Raw genomic sequence first — 20097 nt, 5'->3', positions numbered from 1 at the left:
ATTAAGAAAAGTGGTTCTTTCAATAACAAAGAAAGGGCTATTTCAAAAAAAAATAGCCCTTCAAAAGTATTATATTTTATGTTTAAGCCAACGCTTGTTTTAAATCTTCAATTACATCTTCAACCGTTTCTAAACCAACAGAAACACGAACAAGACCTTGTGTGATTCCAACTGCTAATTGATCTTCTTCAGATAATTTGCTATGTGTTGTAGAAGCTGGATGTGTTACGATAGTTCTTGTATCTCCAATATTTGCAGATAATGAACAAAGTTGAATTGAATTCAAGAATTTTCTTCCTGCTTCGATACCGCCTTTAATTTCAAACGCAATAATGTTTCCACCTGCTTTCATCTGTTTTTTAGCAATTTCGTACTGTGGATGCGATTTCAAGAACGGATATTTTACGCTGTTTACATTTGGATGGCTTTCTAAAAACTCCGCAACTTTTAATGCATTTTCGCAATGTCTATCTACACGAATAGCTAAAGTCTCTAAACTTTTTGACAGAACCCAAGCATTAAACGGTGATAAAGCTGGCCCTGTATTTCTTGAAAACAAATAAATCTGTCTGATTAATTCTGCATCTCCAACTGTAACTCCTCCTAAAACACGTCCTTGTCCATCGATTAATTTTGTTGCTGAATGAATTACCAAATGGGCTCCAAATTTAATTGGTTGCTGTAAATATGGCGTCGCAAAACAGTTGTCAATAATTAAAATCAAGTTGTGTTTTTTAGCAATATTTCCTAACAATTCTAAGTCAATTACATCAACTCCAGGGTTTGTTGGAGATTCGGCGTATAAAATTTTTGTGTTTGGTTTAATGAAGCTTTCAATTGTTTCCGGCTTATTGATTTCGAAATACGAAGTTTCGATATTCCATTTTGGGAAATAAGTCATAAACAAAGCATGAGTAGAACCGAAAACACTGCTTGCAGAAACAATATGATCTCCAGAATTTAATAATGCTACAAAAGTAGAATATACCGCTGCCATTCCTGTTGCGAAAGCATAACCAGAATCGGCTCCTTCCATTTTGCAGATCTTTTCTACAAATTCTGTAGTGTTCGGGTTACTAAAACGGCTGTAAATATTTCTTTCTTTTTCTTCTGTAAAAGAAGCTCTCATATCTTCAGCATCTTCAAAAACGAAGCTTGATGAAAGGTACAAAGGCACCGAGTGTTCTAAATATTGAGATCTTTCTAATTGTGTTCTAATGGCTTGTGTTTCAAAACCAAATTCTTCTGTATTCATTGTGTGTTGTTTTTTGTTTTTTTGTTTCAAGTTTCAGGTTTCAAGTTTTAAAACTGAAATCTAAACTAAAACAAGTCAATTATTTATGCGCAATCTGAATATTTTCAAATTCTCAAATTGACAAATTATCTAATTTATAAAGCTTCGTTATTCAAGACAACTTTGTAGTTAATGGTTGCTGTCGGCTCAACCGTTTTGGCAACTGAACAATATTTCTCAAAAGAAAGTTGCGCTGCTTTTTTTGCTTTTTCTGGATTGATTTCTCCTTCCAAATAAAAAACCACATCGATTTCTTTAAAAGGTTTTGCCTCTTCAATTTGAACTCGCGTTCCTTCAACCTCAGCGTTAAAAGAAGTGATTTCCTGACGCTGTTTTTTTAAGATCGAAATCATATCAATAGCGCTGCATCCCGCAACTCCCATTAATACTAATTCCATTGGACTTGCACCTAAATCGCTTCCGCCAAATTCGGCTCTGCTATCAACGTCAACTACGTGTCCGCGTTCATTTTTTACTTTAAAATGAAATGCGTCATTTACTCTGTTTAAAGTTACTTTCATTGTGTTGTTATTTTTTTGTTTTTTTATTCTGTATTTGAATCAATGTTTTTTGTTCTTTCAATAACATTGATTTTGTTTTCTATATTAAGATGAAAATAGCCATTTAATAAAATAAATAGCCCTATTGCCCATATAATTATTAATGCATGAATACGATATTTCAGTATAAAACTATTCTCAATATTTCTATTTCTACTTTTCGCAATTAAAGGCAAAAAAATCAAAAAGAGAAGCAATGAATTCCACAATATTGAAAAAATCAGCGTAAAAATAATGCTATCATTCACACCAGGAATTACTATTGATTCTTTGTTGTCATCGGGATCAACATAAACCATAATTCTTTTGCTTTCTTTTAAAACAAGAAACAAAGTATCATGATCTTCTATATTACTCACGCCGTAGCCAAACCCGATTCTATTTCCCCAATATTTTTGCACTCCTATTACATAAGAATATTTAATCGCAACTTCATACGAAGTACTTCCTTTTCTAGAATATGAATTCATATCAACTTTTTCGATATTCGCTGGAACTTGAATCCAATTTTCAGCCTGCACTCCCTTAGTTATGGCATACAAACTAAAAAACAAAGTTCCCAGCCCAACTATTACAAAAGGACCGAGAAATAATATTCCACAGCCCCAACCTTGCAAAAAAGTCTTAAATTTCAATTTCTATATAAATCTAAAAATCGATTATCCTTTATCAGATAATCTCAAAATATCTCCGAAAACTCCTCTTGCCGTTACCGCAGAACCTGCACCAGCTCCCTGAATAACGATTGGACGATCTCCGTAAGATTCTGTATAAATTTCGAAGAAAGAATCAGAACCTTTTAATCCGCCTAATGCAGTATCTTTTGGCACTGAAACTAATTTAACTTCTAGATTTCCTTTGTCATTCTGCAAATCTCCAGACAATTCACCAATATATCTCAATACATGATTTGGCTGTTGCTCTGCTTTTATTTTAGCATAAATTGGGTCGAATTCTTTTAATTTCGTCAAGAAATCGGCAGCGCTTCCTTCACGTAAGTGTTCTGGAATTAAATTCTGAATTGAGATTTCTTCAAATTCATTTTGCAAATCTAATTCTCTAGCTAAAATTAATAATTTTCTACCAACATCATTTCCGCATAAATCTTCACGCGGATCTGGTTCTGTATATCCGTTATCAATTGCTTCCTGCAAGATTTCGCTAAAAGGCGCATCTTTTGCAGAGAAATTATTAAACAAATAACTTAATGTTCCAGAGAAAACCCCTTTAATTTTCGTGATGTTTTCTCCTGAAAGGTGCAATAATTTAATGGTGTCAATTAATGGCAAACCTGCACCAACATTCGTTTCATACAAATAATTCTTTTGGTTTTCTGCCAAAGCTTTTCTCAATTCCTTGTAGAAACCATAACTTAATGTATTAGCTACTTTATTAGAAGAAATCAAATCAAAACTGCTTTCTACAAGCGGAATGTAATTCTCAACAAAAGTTGCACTTGCGGTGTTATCAATCGCAATTAAGTTTTCTAAATGATGTTCATTTGCGTAAGCAATAATGTCTTTGATCGTGTAAGCTTCGCCTTTAGTTGCAATATCGTTTTTCCAATTGCTGTTAACACCGTATTTGTTTAAAAGCAATTTTTTAGAATTCGCTATAGCGAAAACATTTAGCTTAATGTCCTTACGTTTTTCGATTGCTGCAGCCGATTCTAAAATCTGATTGATTAAAGTTCCACCAACTAATCCGTGACCAAAAATCGCAATATTGATTTTCTTCGAAACTCCAAAAATCTCTCCGTGAATTACGTTAAGCGCTTTATTTAATTCCTCTTTTTTAACAACCAAACTCACGTTTTTACCAGTTACAGTGTTGTTAAACAAAATCGGAACAATTTTGTTTTTGATTAAAGCGGTGTATGGTTTGTGGAAAGTACTCAAATCTTGCCCGATAATCGAAATTACAGATACATTGTCTGTCACCGTAATCTGATTTACGTCTTTTGAATAAAAGTCATTTTCAAATTCTTTCTCTAATTCAACCATCGCAAGAGTGGCTTTTTCTGTTGCCACAACCAATCCGATTCCTCTTTCTGAAGAACCTTGAGAAATGATACTCACGCTGATGTTGTGATCGCCCATTACTTTGAAAATTCGGGCATCGACTCCTGCTTTTCCAAGCAATCCGCGTCCTTCAAGATTTACAAGAGAAACATTTTCTAAAACAGAAAGTGTTTTAATTCCTTCTTTAGAAGAATCTGAAGTAATTAAAGTTCCGCGATTTTCGTGGTTAAAAGTATTTAAAATACGTAACGGAATGTTTTTTTCTAATAACGGAATAATCGTTTTTGCATGCAAAATTGTTGCTCCAAAATTTGCCAGCTCATTCGCTTCATTAAACGATAAATATTCAATTTTCTTAGCATCGGCCACCAAATCTGGGTTTGCCGTATAGATTCCGTCTACGTGCGTGAAGTTTTGTAATTCTTCAGCATTTAAATAATTTGCGATTAACGAAGCGGTATAGTTACTGCCATTTCTACCTAAAGTAGTTGTGTCGTTGTTGTTATTAGATCCAATGAAACCTGTAACTATATTAACCGTTTCTCCGTTATGTTCTTTAAAATAATTAACTACGTTTTTCTTTGAAAGCTGTTCTAATGGCTGTGCATCGCCAAATTTAGAATCGGTTTTCAATAAATCTCTTGTATCTACAAAATTGGCAGGAATTCCCTTTTCCAACAAAATAGCCGTCAATAATTTAGCCGAAAGCAATTCTCCTTTTGACAAAATCTGATCTTTGATTTTTTTGCTATAATCGCCAATTAAGCTTACGCCTTCAAAAAGTTTGTCTAAGACATTAAACTCTTCAGACAAATCAACTTGCGGGTAATCTGATATTTGATATTTTTTGAAATTTTCTAATAATTCTTTATAACTGCCATTTTTAGCAGCAATGCTTAAGATAAATTCAAGCTCGTCTGTCGCATTTCCGCGTGCAGATACTACAACGGCAATTTTTTCGCCTTGACTTACTTTATCAGAAATGATTGAAACAACTTTGTTAAGTCCTTCTCCGTTTGCTAATGATTTACCTCCAAATTTTAATACTTTCATTTTATTTCTTTATTGTTTCTGCCTTAAAAATGTCGGCAAGTAAATGATCTAATTGTTTGTACTCGATTAAAAAAGCGTCATGTCCGTGAACCGAATCAATTTCGCTGTAGAAAACATTGTCTTTAAACTTCTTCAATTCTTCATAGGTTTCTACGTTTTCTTTTGCTGTAAAAAACAAATCCGAATTGATTCCGACAATATGAATTGAAGCTTTTGTTTTAGACATTAAGTTTTCAAAACTTTCACTATTTCTAGTAATATCAATTGTTTTAAGCAATTGATTCATTAATTTATAAGAAGACAATTGGAATCTCTTCTGCAATTTTTTTCCATGATGCGCCAGCCAGCTTTCGATATTAAAAATCAAAAGATCTTGATGAATTGTTCTTTGAAATTTCTCTTTGAATGATTCTGGCGAACGGTAGCAAAGCATGGCATGAATTCTTGCATCTTCAATTGGTCTTGAAGAATTATTTAGAATTTGCTCTTGCAAAAAGCAATTTGCGATAAGCCAGTCTGTCGATTTCCAGTCGCTCGCAATCGGAATAAGGTTTTCTGTGATGTTTGGCGCTAAAGCTAAAATTTCCCATGCAATTCCACCTCCAACAGAACCTCCAATAACAGCAAAAAGCTTTTCAATTTGTAAAGCTTTAATTCCTTCAATAAAGATTCTTGCAATGTCTCTCGCTGTAAAATCTAAATAGTTATCGATTAAGAAAGAATCGCTTCCGTTTCCTGGAACATCAAAAGACAAAATGGTATAAACAGCAGTATCGATGGTTTTACCTTCACCAATTAAATCATTCCACCAGCCATTTTCGCCAGTCACCTGCGAGTTTCCAGTTAAAGCATGATTAACCAAAACAATAGGCGCGCTATGCAAAGGCTGCCCAGCAAGCGTAAAACTTAATGGTATAGAATGATAAGTTGCACCACTTTCTGTGATGAAATCTTGAATTATAATGGGATTTGGTATATTTTCCAATTTCAAATCTATTGTATTATTGACTTGTATATGGAAATATTAGAAAGAAAAACTAGGTTTAACTAGAAAAAATCTTGTTGTTATCTTTCCACGTTTGGCGTGGTAGAATGTAGCACCTTCTTCGTTTTACCGAAGGGTTGCTAAGGCTTCATCGGGTCTAATCCCTCGTCCTTTCTTTATAACATTTCAATATTTGTTTGAACTTAACGAGTGCAAATTAACTACTAATTTCTCTAACAAACAAATTTTATCTAAAAGTGTTTGTTAAATTTCTGAGACTTACTTTAGCAAAAACTATTATACGCAAAAATTTACCGAACAAAAATGCCCAGTAAAATTAAGCAGGTTTTACCCTAGTTTATGATACTTTTTCCGTTTAGATAAAAAGCGTTTCATTTTCTTTTGAATACATCAAAAACAATAATGAGTTTGGTGCTTTTTTTTCACCAGCTTTACCTTCCTCTGTGATTCCAGCCTCAGTTATTCCGAATCTTGGGTGAGCTAATTCGTTTGTTGGTGGCGGATTATTTTTTCTAGTCCTTCTGTTTTTCAAATTTGAAATTTTTTCTGCTAAGTAGTTCAATGTGCTCATGATATTAAGTTTTAGTTAAGTTGTGTTTTATAATCTTTATTTCTCGTTTATCTTTTTGTTAAATCGTTTCCTGGAATAAAAAAACCCTTTTGGATTTTAAGATACCAAAAGGGTTTAAGTTTTTACACTCATATATACTTTTAGTATCAACAGACGTATGCGCAAATAAGCGCGACAGTAAACATCTTGTTCATCTGTAAGGATTTATTCATCTGTGATTTATATTGTATTTTATTTAAATTCTGCATTTGTTGTAAATTAAAAAGCCTCCCAAAATTTCTTGAGAGGCTCTTACTATATTATTATTGTATTCTTACAATTTTTTTAAGCAATAGAGACCCCCGTCTCGGTCTTAACCGAAATGGCACAAAACATTTTGTTGACTTTTAAGTTCATTTGATTTCTAGTAGTTTTTGGGTATAACAAATATGCAAATATTTTTTTTATTACACAAATTAAATTCAAGAATTTAATTACAAAAATCGTTAAAAATCAGTTTTTTAGCGTCAAAAAACATCCTACAAAAACGAAAACGAAATAATAAAGGTAAAAAACTTACAAAACAAGCTTGTTTTTCTTAATAATTCCATTTGATAAATCAGTTTATCAAAGAACCTTTTTCTTTTTTCTCTAAAAAATTACAGCCAAACAGCTTCTTTTGTCCTAATTCGCTCCACAATTTTCAGAATATCGGTTATAATTCCTCTCGAAATTGCCTGTTTACATGGCGGAGCGCTCTGAATTACAATCGGAATATCAGCATAAGATTTAGTATAAATTTCAAAAATAGTGTCGGAACCTTTCAATTGTCCGATTGGAGAAGCTGCTGGTTCCGAAATTAATTTGGTTTCTAAAGTGCCTTTTTCTAAATCAAATTCTCCTACATATCGAAGCACATGATTTTCTGCCTGAGTAATTTTGGCAATCTTAAAAGATTTATCAACAGCCTCCTTATTTAGCACACCATTCTTTTCCAAATGTTCTTCAGTTATAAAAGGTTTTATTTCAATATCTGAAAGCTCAAAATCTTTTCCTATTTCTCTGGCCAATATCAAAAGCTTTCTTGCTGTATCATTTCCAGAAAGATCTTCTTTAAAATTTGATTTCATTAATCCCAAAAGGCTTGCGTCTTTTAGAACAGATGAAAAAGAAACTTCTTCTGATGAAAATCGATTAAAGACATAACTCAGATTATCAGAGAAAACGCCTCGAATCTTGGTGATTTTTTCGCCCGAATAATACAAATCTCTTAAGGTCTGTAGAACAGGAATTCCAGTTTCGACCGAGGTTTCATATAAAAACTCTTTATCATACTTTTTAAGATCTGCTCGCAGTTCTTTATACAAGTCTATCGGAAGCGTATTGGCTTTTTTGTTTACTGCTACAATATTAAATCCGTTTTTGATTAGCGTATTATAGTGTTTCACCAATTCATCGCTGGCTGTTGCGTCTACGGCAATCAAATTTTCAAATTCGTTTTCTTGTGCAAATTCGACAATATCTTCTACTTTAAAAGGAACTGCCAATTGTCTAAAATTGGTTTCCCAAGAATAGCCTACGCCTTCTTTCTCAAAAAAAGCAACCGTCGAATTGGTTATAATAGGAAAATGAAAATCGACATTTTTACTTTCGAGAAAAAAGTCCTGACTTTCAATAATCTGATTAATCAAAGTGCTTCCGATATTACCAATTCCGAAAAGGATAATGTTTATTTTAAGCTTTGACATAATTTCTAACATTTTAGTTTTCAACCATAATTTAAGACGCACTGTAGTGCGTCTCTACATATGGTTTAAATTTATAAAGATGCTTTTCATAAAAAATTACCTTTAGCAAAGCCACTCGCTAAAGGCAATTTTTCAAACAAAAAACAAAAAAACCTAATTTTTATTGATGCTGAATTGAGAAAGCGAAACGCTCTCAAAAACAGTTTGCAGATCTGCAATTAAATCTTCAATATCTTCAATTCCAACAGACAGACGGATCAAATCTTTAGAAACTCCAGTTTCTATTTGTTCTGCTTCTGTCAATTGCTGATGTGTCGTACTTGCAGGGTGAATAATTAGTGATTTTGTGTCACCAATATTGGCCAGCAAAGAGAACAATTTTGTATCATCTACTACTTTTTTGGCCGCATCAAAACCTCCTTTTAATCCGAAAGTGATAATACCGCTTTGTCCTTCTGGAAGATATTCTTTAGCCAAAGCATTATATTTATTCGATTTTAGACCTGGATAATTTACCCAAACCACCTCATCTTGTTTTTCTAACCATTCAGCTAGAGCCAAAGCATTTTCACTATGTTTCTTGATTCGGATTGGAAGTGTTTCTAGTCCCTGAATAATCTGAAAAGCATTAAATGGACTCAAAGCGGCACCAAAATCACGTAAACCTTCAATTCGAGCTTTTGCTATAAAAGCTGCATTTCCTAAGGCTTCATGATATACTAATCCGTGGTATCCTGCAGATGGTTCGGTAAATTCAGGAAATTTTCCGTTTGCCCAATCAAAGTTTCCAGCATCAATGATAACGCCTCCTAATGAAGTTCCGTTTCCTGCGATATATTTTGTTAAGGAGTGAATTACAATATCGGCACCATATTTAATTGGGTTTAATAAATAAGGTGTCGCAACTGTATTGTCTACTATAAATGGTACTTTGAATGCTTTGGCTTCTGCCGAAATTGCTTTTAAGTCTAGTACGTCTAATTTTGGATTTCCAAGAGACTCAACAAAGAAAGCTCTTGTGTTTTCTTTTGCTGCTTTGGTGAAATTTTCTGGTTTTGAAGGATCTACAAATGTGGTAGTAATTCCTAATCTTGGCAAGGTAACTTTTAAAAGATTATAAGTTCCTCCGTATAAACTATTTGAAGCTACGATATGATCTCCTGCTTTTAGCAAAGTCAATAAAGTTGTAGAAATTGCAGATGCTCCAGAAGCGGTTACTACAGCTCCAATTCCGCCTTCGAGCGCCGCCAGTCGCTGTTCTAAAATATCATTTGTCGGATTATTTAATCTAGTGTAAATAAATCCGGCTTCGGCAAGACCAAATAAATTGGCTGCGTGATCGGCGTTATTAAATACGTATGATGATGTCTGATAAATTGGTACTGCTCTAGTTCCTGCGTTTTTTGTTACGTCGTGTCCTGCGTGCAATGCGTTTGTTGCAAATTTTTGTGTACTCATGATTTCTTAGTTTTTTAGGTATTTTTAATACGTTTATATATTGTAATTGATTTTAATTTTTGAAATTGATTTAAGCTAAAATATCTTCAGCTTCTTCTTCAAGATCATATAAATGAAACAGTAATGATTTCTGCGTTTTTATCTGCTGTGCGGGATCATACTTTAGAGTTTCAGTTGATGATTCTTCCGAATTGTTATTTCTTAATAAGTATTGAAATGCGATTGTATTTATATCTAGTGTATTCATGATTTTAAATTTAAAATGTTGGAAATAAAAAAGCCCTTTCGGATGGCGACCAAAAGGGCTTATAGTTTAACTATAACAAAGATTGTCTCTTTCACTTTTGGCAACAGCAAATTGGGATGCACATTTGCATCATCTTACAACACATTATATTTCCTTTTGCTATTGTTTTCATTTTGATTTAAAATTTGAATTCGACTATTTTTTAAATTCTACTAATTCGATAGAGTAAATGTAATAAGTATTTTTTGAACGACCAAATTAAAATTGAAATTTTGTACTATTTTTTTTGAAATTTCTTTCAAGCCTTTCAAATAAAGACTTGAAAGAAATTTATTTAATTAAAATTTAAAGCTCAGACGGGCAAAACCAAATCTTCCGTTTAATCCGAATTGAGAAACTGCTCTTGAATAGGCAAACTGATTCGCATTTGTCAAATCTGTACTTGGCGCTGGCGACAAAGTTGGTGTTGTGTTTGTAAAGGCTGGAGTTGCAGGATTATTTCTGTCCGGATAAACATCTCCTATATTATTCACTCCAATTGTAGCTCTCAAATGCTCGTTGATCTGATATCCTAGAGATAAATCGGTAACCAATTTTGCGCTGTATTCTGGATGTTCGTACACAGAAGAAAATCCGTCCAGATTTACATCTGTTGCTCCTGGATCTGTAACTTTTCCGAAATAGCTGTTTCTTAAATAAATATCTAGTTTTTTAATGTTGAAAGTAGTCATCAAATTGGCTTTCAATTTCGGAATCGCTTCTTCTAAATATACTCGGCTCGATTCTGGAAAGAAAGAATAAATATAAGGTTCTCCTCCTGCATTAACGATAGACTGCGGAATATGCAGATCTCCTACTCTTTTGGTTTCATTAAAACTTAATGCAAAATCATTTCTAATTGTGAAATCCTGAATTACATCGTATTTCTGAGAAATTACCAAATCAATTCCTTTTGTTTCAGAATCTATTCCGTTTGTCCAGAACGAAGCTCTTTCTACACCTTTCAAATCAAATGCCTGTTGAAATAAAGTCAACGCCTCTGCCTGTTCTGGTGAAGTTGCCGCTGCAATCTGTGCATCTGTTGGTCTTGAATATTGTCCAGACAGTACAATTCTGTCGTTGATTCTTGTAAAATAAGCATCAGTAGCAATGGTTATGTTAGCTTCAGGAATTTTGAATGTAAATCCTGTACTGATGCTTTTTGATTTTTCTGGTTTTAAACTTTCAATTCCAATACTTTTTGCCGCTTGCGAATCGTTTGTAAAATAGCCAACTTGATATGGAGCACCGTTTATAAACTGTGTTGAACTTGACTCAAAATATCTTTGCTGCAAAGAAGGCGCTCTAAAACCTGTCTGTCCAGAAATTCTCCAATTGATATTATCATTTAATTTTAAAAGAGAAGCCAGTTTAAACGTAACCGTATTTCCAAAATCTGAATAGTTTTCATAACGTGCAGCTCCATTTATAAGCCATTTTTCAGTGGCATTCAATTCTAAATCAACATAAGCTGCACCACTTTGTCTGTGTTTTTCTTTAGCATCCGAAGGCTGAAATCCTGAAAATCCTTGTGCTCCTGCTCCACGTTTGTTTCCAAAGAAGTCAGTCACAATTAATGGCGAATTGCTTGGCAAAATTCCTGAAACTAAATTTCCGTTTACATCATATAATCCGTAAGAAGCTTCTTCTCCTGCTTTAATTTGGTAGTTTTCATATCTGAATTCACCACCGAAAGCAACGTTCAGTCCAGAAAGAACATCTAGTTTTTTACTAAAATCCAAATTGGTTGTGCTTTGTAAAAACGAAACTTTTCCTGCATCAAAACTAAAAGGAGAATTGGTTCCTAAAGTTGCATTAATGGAATTATTTACATCATAGTTAAAAGAGTTCGTTCCTAAATTGGTACTTAAATCGGTATCAAACCCAAATAATTGTGTGTTTACGCCAACAGCCGCAGAAGCATCTAAAATTTTTGATTCAATTTCTGGCAAGAATCCGTTTTGGTACACTTGCGTGAAAGTTCCAGAACCATTTGGCAATCTATTGAACGCATACGATTTACCGCTTCTATAAGAAACTCCTCCAAAAGAATATAAAGAAGTGATTTCGCTCAAAGGATATTTAGCATTAAAATACACTTGTCCTGCTGCCAATTCTGACTGTCCAACACTCATATTATAATCACTTCTCTGCTGGCCTCTGTAAGCTAGTTCATTATTTGTTACATCAAAATTTAAAGCCGTCTGCATCTGCGTAATTGTTGAAGCTGATGCAATAGCGTTTTGCTGAGCTGGTGTAAAATAACTTACTTGCGGCGCATATTGTTTTAATGATGACAAAATCTGAGCTGAATTTGTAGTCGTATTAATGTTGCTAAACAAAGAGTTAATCTCTACTCCATCTTGCGCTGCTCTATTTTCAACGGCATTGTAAGCATTAAAAATAGCATTGCTTCTAATTCCTGCTCTGCTTGTTGCTTGTCTTGTTACGGCTGTTCCTGTGATATTTAAGAAACTTCCAGGCTTACCTAATGAAGTTCCGTAGTTTAAATCGATTTGGGCTGTTTGTCCATCTGCTCCTCCTTCAAAATTATTTGATCCAGAAGATAAATTAGCTCCATATTGAATTCCTCCTGTTAGATAATTAGCATTCTTTTTTAGAACAATATTGATAACTCCTGCAATTGCATCAGAACCATATTGTGCGGCAGCTCCGTCTCTTAAAACTTCAATTCTTTCGATAGCAAAAGACGGAATTGCATTTAAGTCTGTCCCGACAGATCCTCTACCTGGCGATCCATTTATATTTACTAAAGCACTTGTGTGTCTTCTTTTTCCGTTTACTAAAATTAAAACCTGATCTGGCCCTAATCCTCTTAATTGTGCTGGATCAACGTGGTCTGTTGCATCTGCCGTAGATGTTGGATTACTCGTAAATGAGGGAGCAACATAATTTAAAATTTGAGTTACGCTCGTTTGCGGTGCTCCTTTTGTTATTTCTGATACGTTAAAAACATCGACCGGAACTGGCACGTCTGTTTTTACTCTGTTTTTACTTCTTGATCCAATAATAGTAACTTCAGACAGTTCGTTGTTTTTTAAACTATCTTGCTCTTTTTTATTGTCTTGAGCATAAAGTCCTGAAAATGTCACAAGACCTAAAACGATTAGTACATTTTTCTTCATTTCTTTTTTTACTGATTAATTATTGTTTTTGGCTTAAAAAAAATCTTACAGGTTTCATTTTGGCATAAAAAAAACCTCTGCGTTTCGGCAGAGGTTCTATTTATATTTTTATTGAAAAATAATTACAATAGTGTCTCTGCGGATAACTCCGGCATCTTACAAGACATCATATTGCAAACTATAAATTTCATTTGTTTCTTTTGTTTTAACGGCGCAAAGTTGCGAAGTATTTTTTAATCGACCAAACAAAAATCAAAATATTTTCTATTACCCTATCAAAATAGTATGCTACTGTTAAATTTCTGCTATAAAAAATAAAAAAAGTTGAACTTTAATTTGCAAATCAAAATGGTTTCATACCTTTGCACCCGAAATAGAGGAAAAATTTGAACTGATTGCAACCTCTTCATAATGAAATGGTTTCGTTATGAATGCTGAGAAATTAATTTCAGCAGTAAAAAATGCTAAAGCAGATACTCTCCTTTAGCCCTTTTTAGCAATCATTTCCTCGCTTAAATTTAAAATTAATACATTTTTATTACATTATTATGGCTTATTTATTTACGTCAGAATCTGTTAGTGAAGGGCATCCAGACAAAGTTGCAGATCAAATTTCGGACGCTTTAATTGACAACTTTTTGGCATTTGATGCTGACTCAAAAGTTGCTTGTGAAACATTAGTTACAACTGGTCAGGTTATTTTGGCAGGTGAAGTAAAATCGAATACTTATCTAGATGTACAGCAAATTGCACGTGAGGTAATCCGTAAAATTGGATATACTAAAAGTGAATATATGTTTGAAGCGAATTCTTGTGGAATTCTTTCAGCTATTCATGAGCAATCTGCTGATATTAACCAAGGTGTTGACAGAGCTAAGCCAGAAGAGCAAGGTGCAGGTGACCAAGGAATGATGTTTGGTTACGCTACAAACGAAACTGAAAACTATATGCCATTGGCATTAGATTTATCTCATAAATTATTGCAAGAATTAGCTATTTTAAGACGTGAGAATAAAGAAATCACTTATTTACGTCCAGATGCTAAATCTCAAGTTACATTAGAATACAGCGATGATAACAAACCAACTCGTATTGATGCGATTGTTATCTCAACTCAGCATGATGATTTTGATGAAGAAGCTGCAATGTTGGCTAAAATCAAAAAAGACATTATCGAAATCTTGATTCCAAGAATTATCGCTAAAAACCCAGAGCACGCTCATTTATTCAACGATAAAATCAACTACCATATTAACCCAACGGGAAAATTCGTTATTGGAGGACCTCACGGAGATACTGGTTTAACAGGAAGAAAAATTATCGTTGATACTTACGGTGGAAAAGGTGCTCACGGTGGTGGTGCATTCTCTGGAAAAGATCCAAGTAAAGTAGATAGAAGTGCTGCTTATGCAACTCGTCATATCGCTAAAAACTTAGTTGCTGCTGGTGTTGCTGACGAAATCTTAGTTCAGGTTTCTTACGCAATTGGAGTTGCCGAGCCAATGGGAATTTTCATTGAAACTTACGGAACTTCTAAAGTAAATTTAACTAACGGTGAAATCGCTAAAAAAGTAGAAGCTATCTTTGATATGCGTCCTTACTTTATTGAACAACGTTTGAAATTAAGAAATCCAATCTATAGCGAAACTGCTGCTTACGGACACATGGGACGTAAACCAGAAACTGTAACTAAAACTTTCTCTGCTCCAGGCGGAAACGAAAAAACAGTTACTGTTGAGTTGTTTACATGGGAAAAACTTGATTTTGTTGACCAAGTAAAAGCTGCATTTGGATTGTAATTCAATCTAAATCTTAAATATAAAAAACGGCTGTCTAAAATTTAGACAGCCGTTTTTGTTTTCGACTATAATCAAACCCGACAGGTTTTTGAAACCTGTCGGATTCCTAATACGGTTAATATGTTCCGTTACTCATTTTAGTTAAAACTTCCTTCATTTGATTTACAGTTTCTTCATCAACATCACTAGTAATATATTTTACTGCTAAAACCTGTGTTTCGATAGCTTTTTGTGTCTGTCCATCTTTATAATACAATTGTGCTAAAGTGTCTAAATAGTACGGATTGTTTTTAGATATCACTAAACTATATTCAGACCATTTAATAGCATCTTTCAAGAAATTTGAGTTCTGCGGCTTTAACACAACTGTCCATGCCGCATTGTTACAAATGTCTGAATGGTAAAGTTTAAATGAATTCCATCCATCATAAGAATAACTTGAGCTAGAATCTAAACCTCCAAAAATAGCGTCTAGTTTTTCTATCGGACTTGATCCTGCCAAAGTATTATCAAAATAAGTATTAAACTCTTTTAAATACGTTGTGTTTGAACCGTCTTGATCTTCAAGCTGACTTAAGTAATAAAAATAATTTCTGTAGGCATCAAAATTTCCTTTTCCAGATTCGATGATCTTTTTATAAACAGAATTAATTTTCTCTTTATTCATTTCACCAGTAAGTCCGTCCTGAGAAGCATATATATTTTGCTGCAATGCATTAGAAACTTCAGAAACAGCGCTTCCTATGTTATGAATTTCCGGTGCACTATTGTTGAATGCTACTTTATTATTCTCAATATCATCAGAATGTTTTAGCAAATAATCTATTGCCAGAAAATCGGTATCATTAAGGATTCTATCTTGATTAAAAAGCTGTTTTGTAAAACCTTGATTTTTGATCTCTTTTACAATTGTTTCTGCCAAAAACATATTGACATTTTTATCTTTTTGATGTGCTTCAATCAATTTTTTCCAATTTTGAGCCACTAATTTTTGATCTAAAACTGTTTTTTCAATTACAAATTCAGTCGAATTAGAGTCGCTTACCCAATAATCTGAATCATATGATGCTTCTAATAAAGCGGCTTTATTAAAAGCGGCAATTAAATCTGCATCTGAAGTTTTTTTGTTCTTTAAAACTTTATCTATAGAAAGGAAAGCATTTGCTTTTTGAAGTTTTTTATATAAATCATTATAATAACCAAATTGATATTGTTGCGCTGTCAAATCTGATTTTGCAATAGCAAGCAGATCACCGTTTCCATTTAAAACCAATACGCACGGATCATTGGTTATTTTATTGTTTTTCAGCCATTTTTTATCATCGGCTCCAGCCAAATAATAATTGTAAGTATCATATAGTGCATTATACGAATCATACATATTATATCCAGTCTGTGTTTCCTGTTCTTTTATAAAAGCGTCAAAACCTTCTTTTGCAGTTTTATTCTTGCTGTCCACCACAACAACCAAAAATTTATTGCTAGCTGTTTTGGTAGATTCTATTGCCTTTTTTAGATTGTCTTCAATTTTTAACTTGAAATCATATTTGGTATAAGAAACAGTAGCATCAACAGGATACGCCGATCCAGCTACTGCAGCAGTGTCAATTAAATTACTTCCAACACTATCTACTGCAAAGCCTCCATAAGAATCTGAATCTTTCCCTGGATAAGTCCAGTTTGCAATACTTTGAATTTCTATAGGAACCACTGTTGAAGTCTTAGAAGGCTTCTGATCTTTTTCGTTTACAAATACCAAAGGATCTTTTCCTGATTGCTCAGAAATTTTCAATTCTTTTGTATTCTTATCAAAAGATCCTACAAGATTTAAATCATTCAGAATTGCAAGATCATAGTTAATTGTTACTTCTGAAACATCTTTTGGCAAGGCAAATTTATTAATATCGCTTTTTCCATTATAGTCTTCATAAACCAAATAAAGAAAATCAGTCTTATCTATTTCGAACTCTAAATCGTCTTTAGTCCATTCAGGATCTTCTTTCGTTTTAATATCAGAAACTCTCTGGTATTGTACTGTTTCTGTCCCTTTTTGAGTTCCTATATAAAAAGAGTAGTATGACGGATTCAAAAACTTAATCTTAACTTTTTTAGCATTTTTATCTTTAGCAAAAGAAAGATCAAATCTATTATTTACGGTATTTTTACTTTTTAAGAAAACCAAAGAATCACCTTTAATCTCATATCCTCCTGAATAAAAAACCAATTCATACTTATTATCATCCAATAAATTCAATTTGATTTTCCCTCCTTTATTAGTAGATAAATAGGTGCCTTTTTCTATTCCGTTTGTTTGAGCGAAAGAGATAGAAATTCCAGCAAACAGGAGCGATACACTCCAAATAAAATTGCGCATAACTACATTTTTGTTGTTAATAATATAGCGCAAAGATATTTGATTCTTCTTTAAACAAATCACAAAAGATGATAATCTTGCAATTAAAATACTACAAATTATATTTCATTGAAAATATGATATAACGTGGCTGTACAGTATATTGAGAAACCCTTGTAGAGAATTGTGAGAAGCTGTCATCGTTAAGATATCTTGTATTCAGCAGATTGGTTGCCGAGACTTTATACTCCCATTTACTGTTCTTTTTTTGATAGATTAAACTAGCGCTTAAAAAATCATATTCATTATCAACCGTTTTATCTCCATTATAATAATGGTAAAACTCATATTCCGAAACAAATGAGAAACTATCCAAGAAATAATAATCTAATCTAGCGAATGGTTTATCAGTGTAAAAAGTTGATCCACTGTATTTATTGACCAAAAGATTATAGCCAAATTCTATATTAGGAAGATTTTTATAATTTGTTGAAGCTCTAACTGTATAACTCTGAACAAAACTTTCTGTTGTCGACAATTTATTGTTTTGAATGTTATTAAATTTCGACCAATTAAAACTTGCATTTGCAGAAGCTTTATAATTCTTTAAAAACGAACGTCCGTAATTTCCCATTCCACTAAAAGTCTCATCGGCTAAATTGGAATTGTACGGAACAGAAGATTGGTTAATTCCGTCAAAATTGGCTTTTGTCTTAATGGCGTCAACTTTTCTTGTATAGGTTGCGTTGGCAAAAATATTCTCAAAATTGAACATATTATATTTAAAATAACGAAGCGAATGAACTTGTGAAGTCGCATTTTCTAAGAAACGATTTCCACGAAACAAACTGCTGTAATCAGATAAAACGTAACCAGCTGCCAATTGATTAATATCAGTAAAATCGTTTGTCAATGAGAAATTATAAGTCAAAGTTTCAGATTTTTTAATTTGATATAAAGCAAAGAAATCTGGAAGCACTTTCGTGAAATTCTGAGAATAATCGGTTCCTAATTGTCCGTTTGTCATTTGATAAGTATGCAAACTTACACCTGGTGTCAAAGTAAATTTTCCAGTCAATATTTTATAATGAAAGCCTACAAAAGCATCATTAAATCTGTAATCAACATCATTATTGTTCTCTGAATTATTTAAATCATTTCTTTCGCCATTATCTAACATCTGAAAAATATGAGAATTGAAATTCTGGTAAGAATAAGTATTTCCTAAAGTAATATTGAAATTGCTTTTTGGTGTTACCATATAATAGTAATCCAGCTTTGCATCAATTTTATTGGTTTTCACAAAACGATTCTGATTGTAATCATTTCTAGATTGTGTAGTATCGTATCCTGACAAAGCAAAAGGAAGAGTTTGCAGATTGGCATTATAAAAAGGGTTTTCATCTTGATATAAATGCTGCATTTCAAAAGCAAAGATATTTTTAGCACTTTGCGTATAATACAAACTCAAATTTTGGTTAACAGAAGTTGGATCTTGCTTTTTGGTTGTAAAAATATCTTCTGAAGTTGCAACATTCTGAACAATCTGCTCTCTAAACAGATCTGAATATTCTTCTTGTTTTGTCAGCTTTGTTAAGATGTCATAATCAAACTGAAATTTGTCGCTTGGTTTATATGTTGAACTTAATTTAAAAAGACCCAAATTATTCTTTTGACTTGTATTTTCGTCACGTCTCTGCTGATCTCCAGACTCTAAAATTGTAGTTTGTGATTTGGTTTCTAATTGAGTTTTTGAAGTCGAAAGAATCCCGAAACCGCTTAAATTCCAAGCTTTATTAACTGAATACGCAAAATTTGTTGCTCCAAATTTTGTTTCGATTTCTTTTGCTCGATTGTTTCGTAATAATGAAATTCCTAAGTCATTAGAAGAAACATTAAAATTGCTGCCTCCTTTTTTCATTACATTTTTAAAACCTCCTGTAAACTTAAAGTAATCCTGTGCCGTAAGAGGCAATTCTCCAATATTATTAAAATTGGTAATTAAATTAATGCTGTATTTTGGACTGTAATAAAATAGTTTTGGATTAATGATATAACGGCTATCTAATTCAGCAACACCAATTCCTGCAGTAACATCTCCAAACCAAAAGTTCTTTTTACCTTCTTTCAGTTTAATATTCATCGCCACATTTTCTTGATCGTTTTCTAAGCCTTTTAATTGGCTTATTTCGTTATAATTTCTTAGAACCTGAACTTTATCAATAGCGTCGGCTGGAATATTTTTAACGCCTAATTTGGTATCTCCGTCAAAAAAGTCTTTTCCTTCCACCATCAATTTACTGACTTTTTTTCCTTCAACTTCGATCTCTCCATCAGCATTTACCTCAACTCCTGGAAGTTTCTTTAAAACATCTTCAAGCTTTTTTTCTGTTCCTGATTTAAAAGAATCAGCATTGTAAACAATTGTATCTCCTTTTATAGAAACGGGCATTTCGCGAACAATTTCTACACCTTCCAATTCTATTCCTGCGTCGTCCATAACAATATTTTGAGTCATGTTTTCAGACTTTGTTGATACTGCAATTTCTTTAGATTTCATTCCTAAATAACTCACTTTTATAGTATAAGCCGTATTTGGTTTCAAAGTCAGCTGAAACTTTCCTTTGTCGTTGGTAATTCCGTATGAATCCATTGCTTTTGTGCCATTATTAATAGCCATAATATTGGCCATTTCTAGCGGATTTTTCTGCTCGTCCTGAATCAAACCGTCAAAACGGATACTTTGAGAAAAGCATATCGAAGTAAAAAGTAAAGCAAATACAAAAAGTATCTTATTCATTATAAGAATATTGAAAGTTTGGA

Annotated in this window: 13 protein-coding genes and 1 riboswitch; of the genes, 1 reads left to right on the top strand and 12 read right to left on the bottom strand. The window is 33.0% G+C overall.

Annotated features, from left to right (window positions below):
- Positions 1-82 precede the first annotated feature (82 nt).
- The 10 genes from DMA14_RS18925 to DMA14_RS18885 form a co-directional block, all read right to left on the bottom strand.
- Positions 83-1255, bottom strand: a complete 1173-nt coding sequence (locus DMA14_RS18925) for a trans-sulfuration enzyme family protein (protein WP_111426247.1) — start codon at positions 1253-1255, stop codon at positions 83-85.
- Positions 1256-1389: 134 nt separating this feature from the next.
- Positions 1390-1815, bottom strand: coding sequence for an OsmC family protein (locus DMA14_RS18920; protein WP_111426103.1), 426 nt, complete (start codon positions 1813-1815; stop codon positions 1390-1392).
- 23 nt (positions 1816-1838) lie between these two features.
- Positions 1839-2489 (bottom strand): DUF3592 domain-containing protein, encoded by a 651-nt coding sequence (locus DMA14_RS18915; protein ID WP_111426102.1) that lies wholly within the window; start codon positions 2487-2489, stop codon positions 1839-1841.
- A gap of 24 nt (positions 2490-2513) precedes the next feature.
- Positions 2514-4928, bottom strand: a complete 2415-nt coding sequence (gene thrA, locus DMA14_RS18910; protein ID WP_111426101.1) for a bifunctional aspartate kinase/homoserine dehydrogenase I — start codon at positions 4926-4928, stop codon at positions 2514-2516.
- A 1-nt stretch (position 4929) separates the two neighbouring features.
- Positions 4930-5913, bottom strand: coding sequence for an alpha/beta fold hydrolase (locus DMA14_RS18905; RefSeq protein WP_238990004.1), 984 nt, complete (start codon positions 5911-5913; stop codon positions 4930-4932).
- A 77-nt stretch (positions 5914-5990) separates the two neighbouring features.
- Positions 5991-6098, bottom strand: a riboswitch (SAM riboswitch).
- A gap of 191 nt (positions 6099-6289) precedes the next feature.
- Positions 6290-6505, bottom strand: a complete 216-nt coding sequence (locus DMA14_RS18900) for a hypothetical protein (RefSeq protein WP_111426099.1) — start codon at positions 6503-6505, stop codon at positions 6290-6292.
- 638 nt (positions 6506-7143) lie between these two features.
- Positions 7144-8232: a homoserine dehydrogenase family protein gene (locus tag DMA14_RS18895; RefSeq protein ID WP_111426246.1), complete on the bottom strand. Its 1089-nt coding sequence runs from the start codon at positions 8230-8232 to the stop codon at positions 7144-7146.
- Between the two features lie 153 nt (positions 8233-8385).
- On the bottom strand, positions 8386-9690 hold the full coding sequence (locus tag DMA14_RS18890) for an O-acetylhomoserine aminocarboxypropyltransferase/cysteine synthase family protein (protein ID WP_111379433.1): 1305 nt from the start codon (positions 9688-9690) through the stop codon (positions 8386-8388).
- A 70-nt stretch (positions 9691-9760) separates the two neighbouring features.
- Positions 9761-9937 carry a hypothetical protein gene (locus DMA14_RS22795; RefSeq protein WP_157957739.1) on the bottom strand — a complete coding sequence of 59 codons (177 nt, stop codon included), beginning with the start codon at positions 9935-9937 and terminating at the stop codon, positions 9761-9763.
- Between the two features lie 338 nt (positions 9938-10275).
- Positions 10276-13122, bottom strand: a complete 2847-nt coding sequence (locus DMA14_RS18885) for a TonB-dependent receptor plug domain-containing protein (protein WP_111426098.1) — start codon at positions 13120-13122, stop codon at positions 10276-10278.
- Between the two features lie 548 nt (positions 13123-13670).
- Between DMA14_RS18885 and metK the strand changes: the two genes are divergently transcribed.
- Positions 13671-14921: a methionine adenosyltransferase gene (gene metK, locus DMA14_RS18880; protein ID WP_111367782.1), complete on the top strand. Its 1251-nt coding sequence runs from the start codon at positions 13671-13673 to the stop codon at positions 14919-14921.
- 115 nt (positions 14922-15036) lie between these two features.
- Here the strand turns inward: metK and DMA14_RS23175 are convergent, their stop codons facing one another.
- Both DMA14_RS23175 and DMA14_RS18870 read right to left on the bottom strand, forming a co-directional pair.
- On the bottom strand, positions 15037-17295 hold the full coding sequence (locus tag DMA14_RS23175; protein ID WP_111426097.1) for a hypothetical protein: 2259 nt from the start codon (positions 17293-17295) through the stop codon (positions 15037-15039).
- A 91-nt stretch (positions 17296-17386) separates the two neighbouring features.
- Positions 17387-20074: a carboxypeptidase-like regulatory domain-containing protein gene (locus DMA14_RS18870; RefSeq protein ID WP_111426096.1), complete on the bottom strand. Its 2688-nt coding sequence runs from the start codon at positions 20072-20074 to the stop codon at positions 17387-17389.
- Positions 20075-20097: the final 23 nt, after the last annotated feature.

The sequence above is a fragment of the Flavobacterium sharifuzzamanii genome, from assembly GCF_003254585.1.
Taxonomy (GTDB): Bacteria; Bacteroidota; Bacteroidia; order Flavobacteriales; family Flavobacteriaceae; genus Flavobacterium; species Flavobacterium sharifuzzamanii.
Note: the sequence above shows the minus strand (reverse complement) of the source record. Positions and strands in the feature narration are given on the sequence as shown.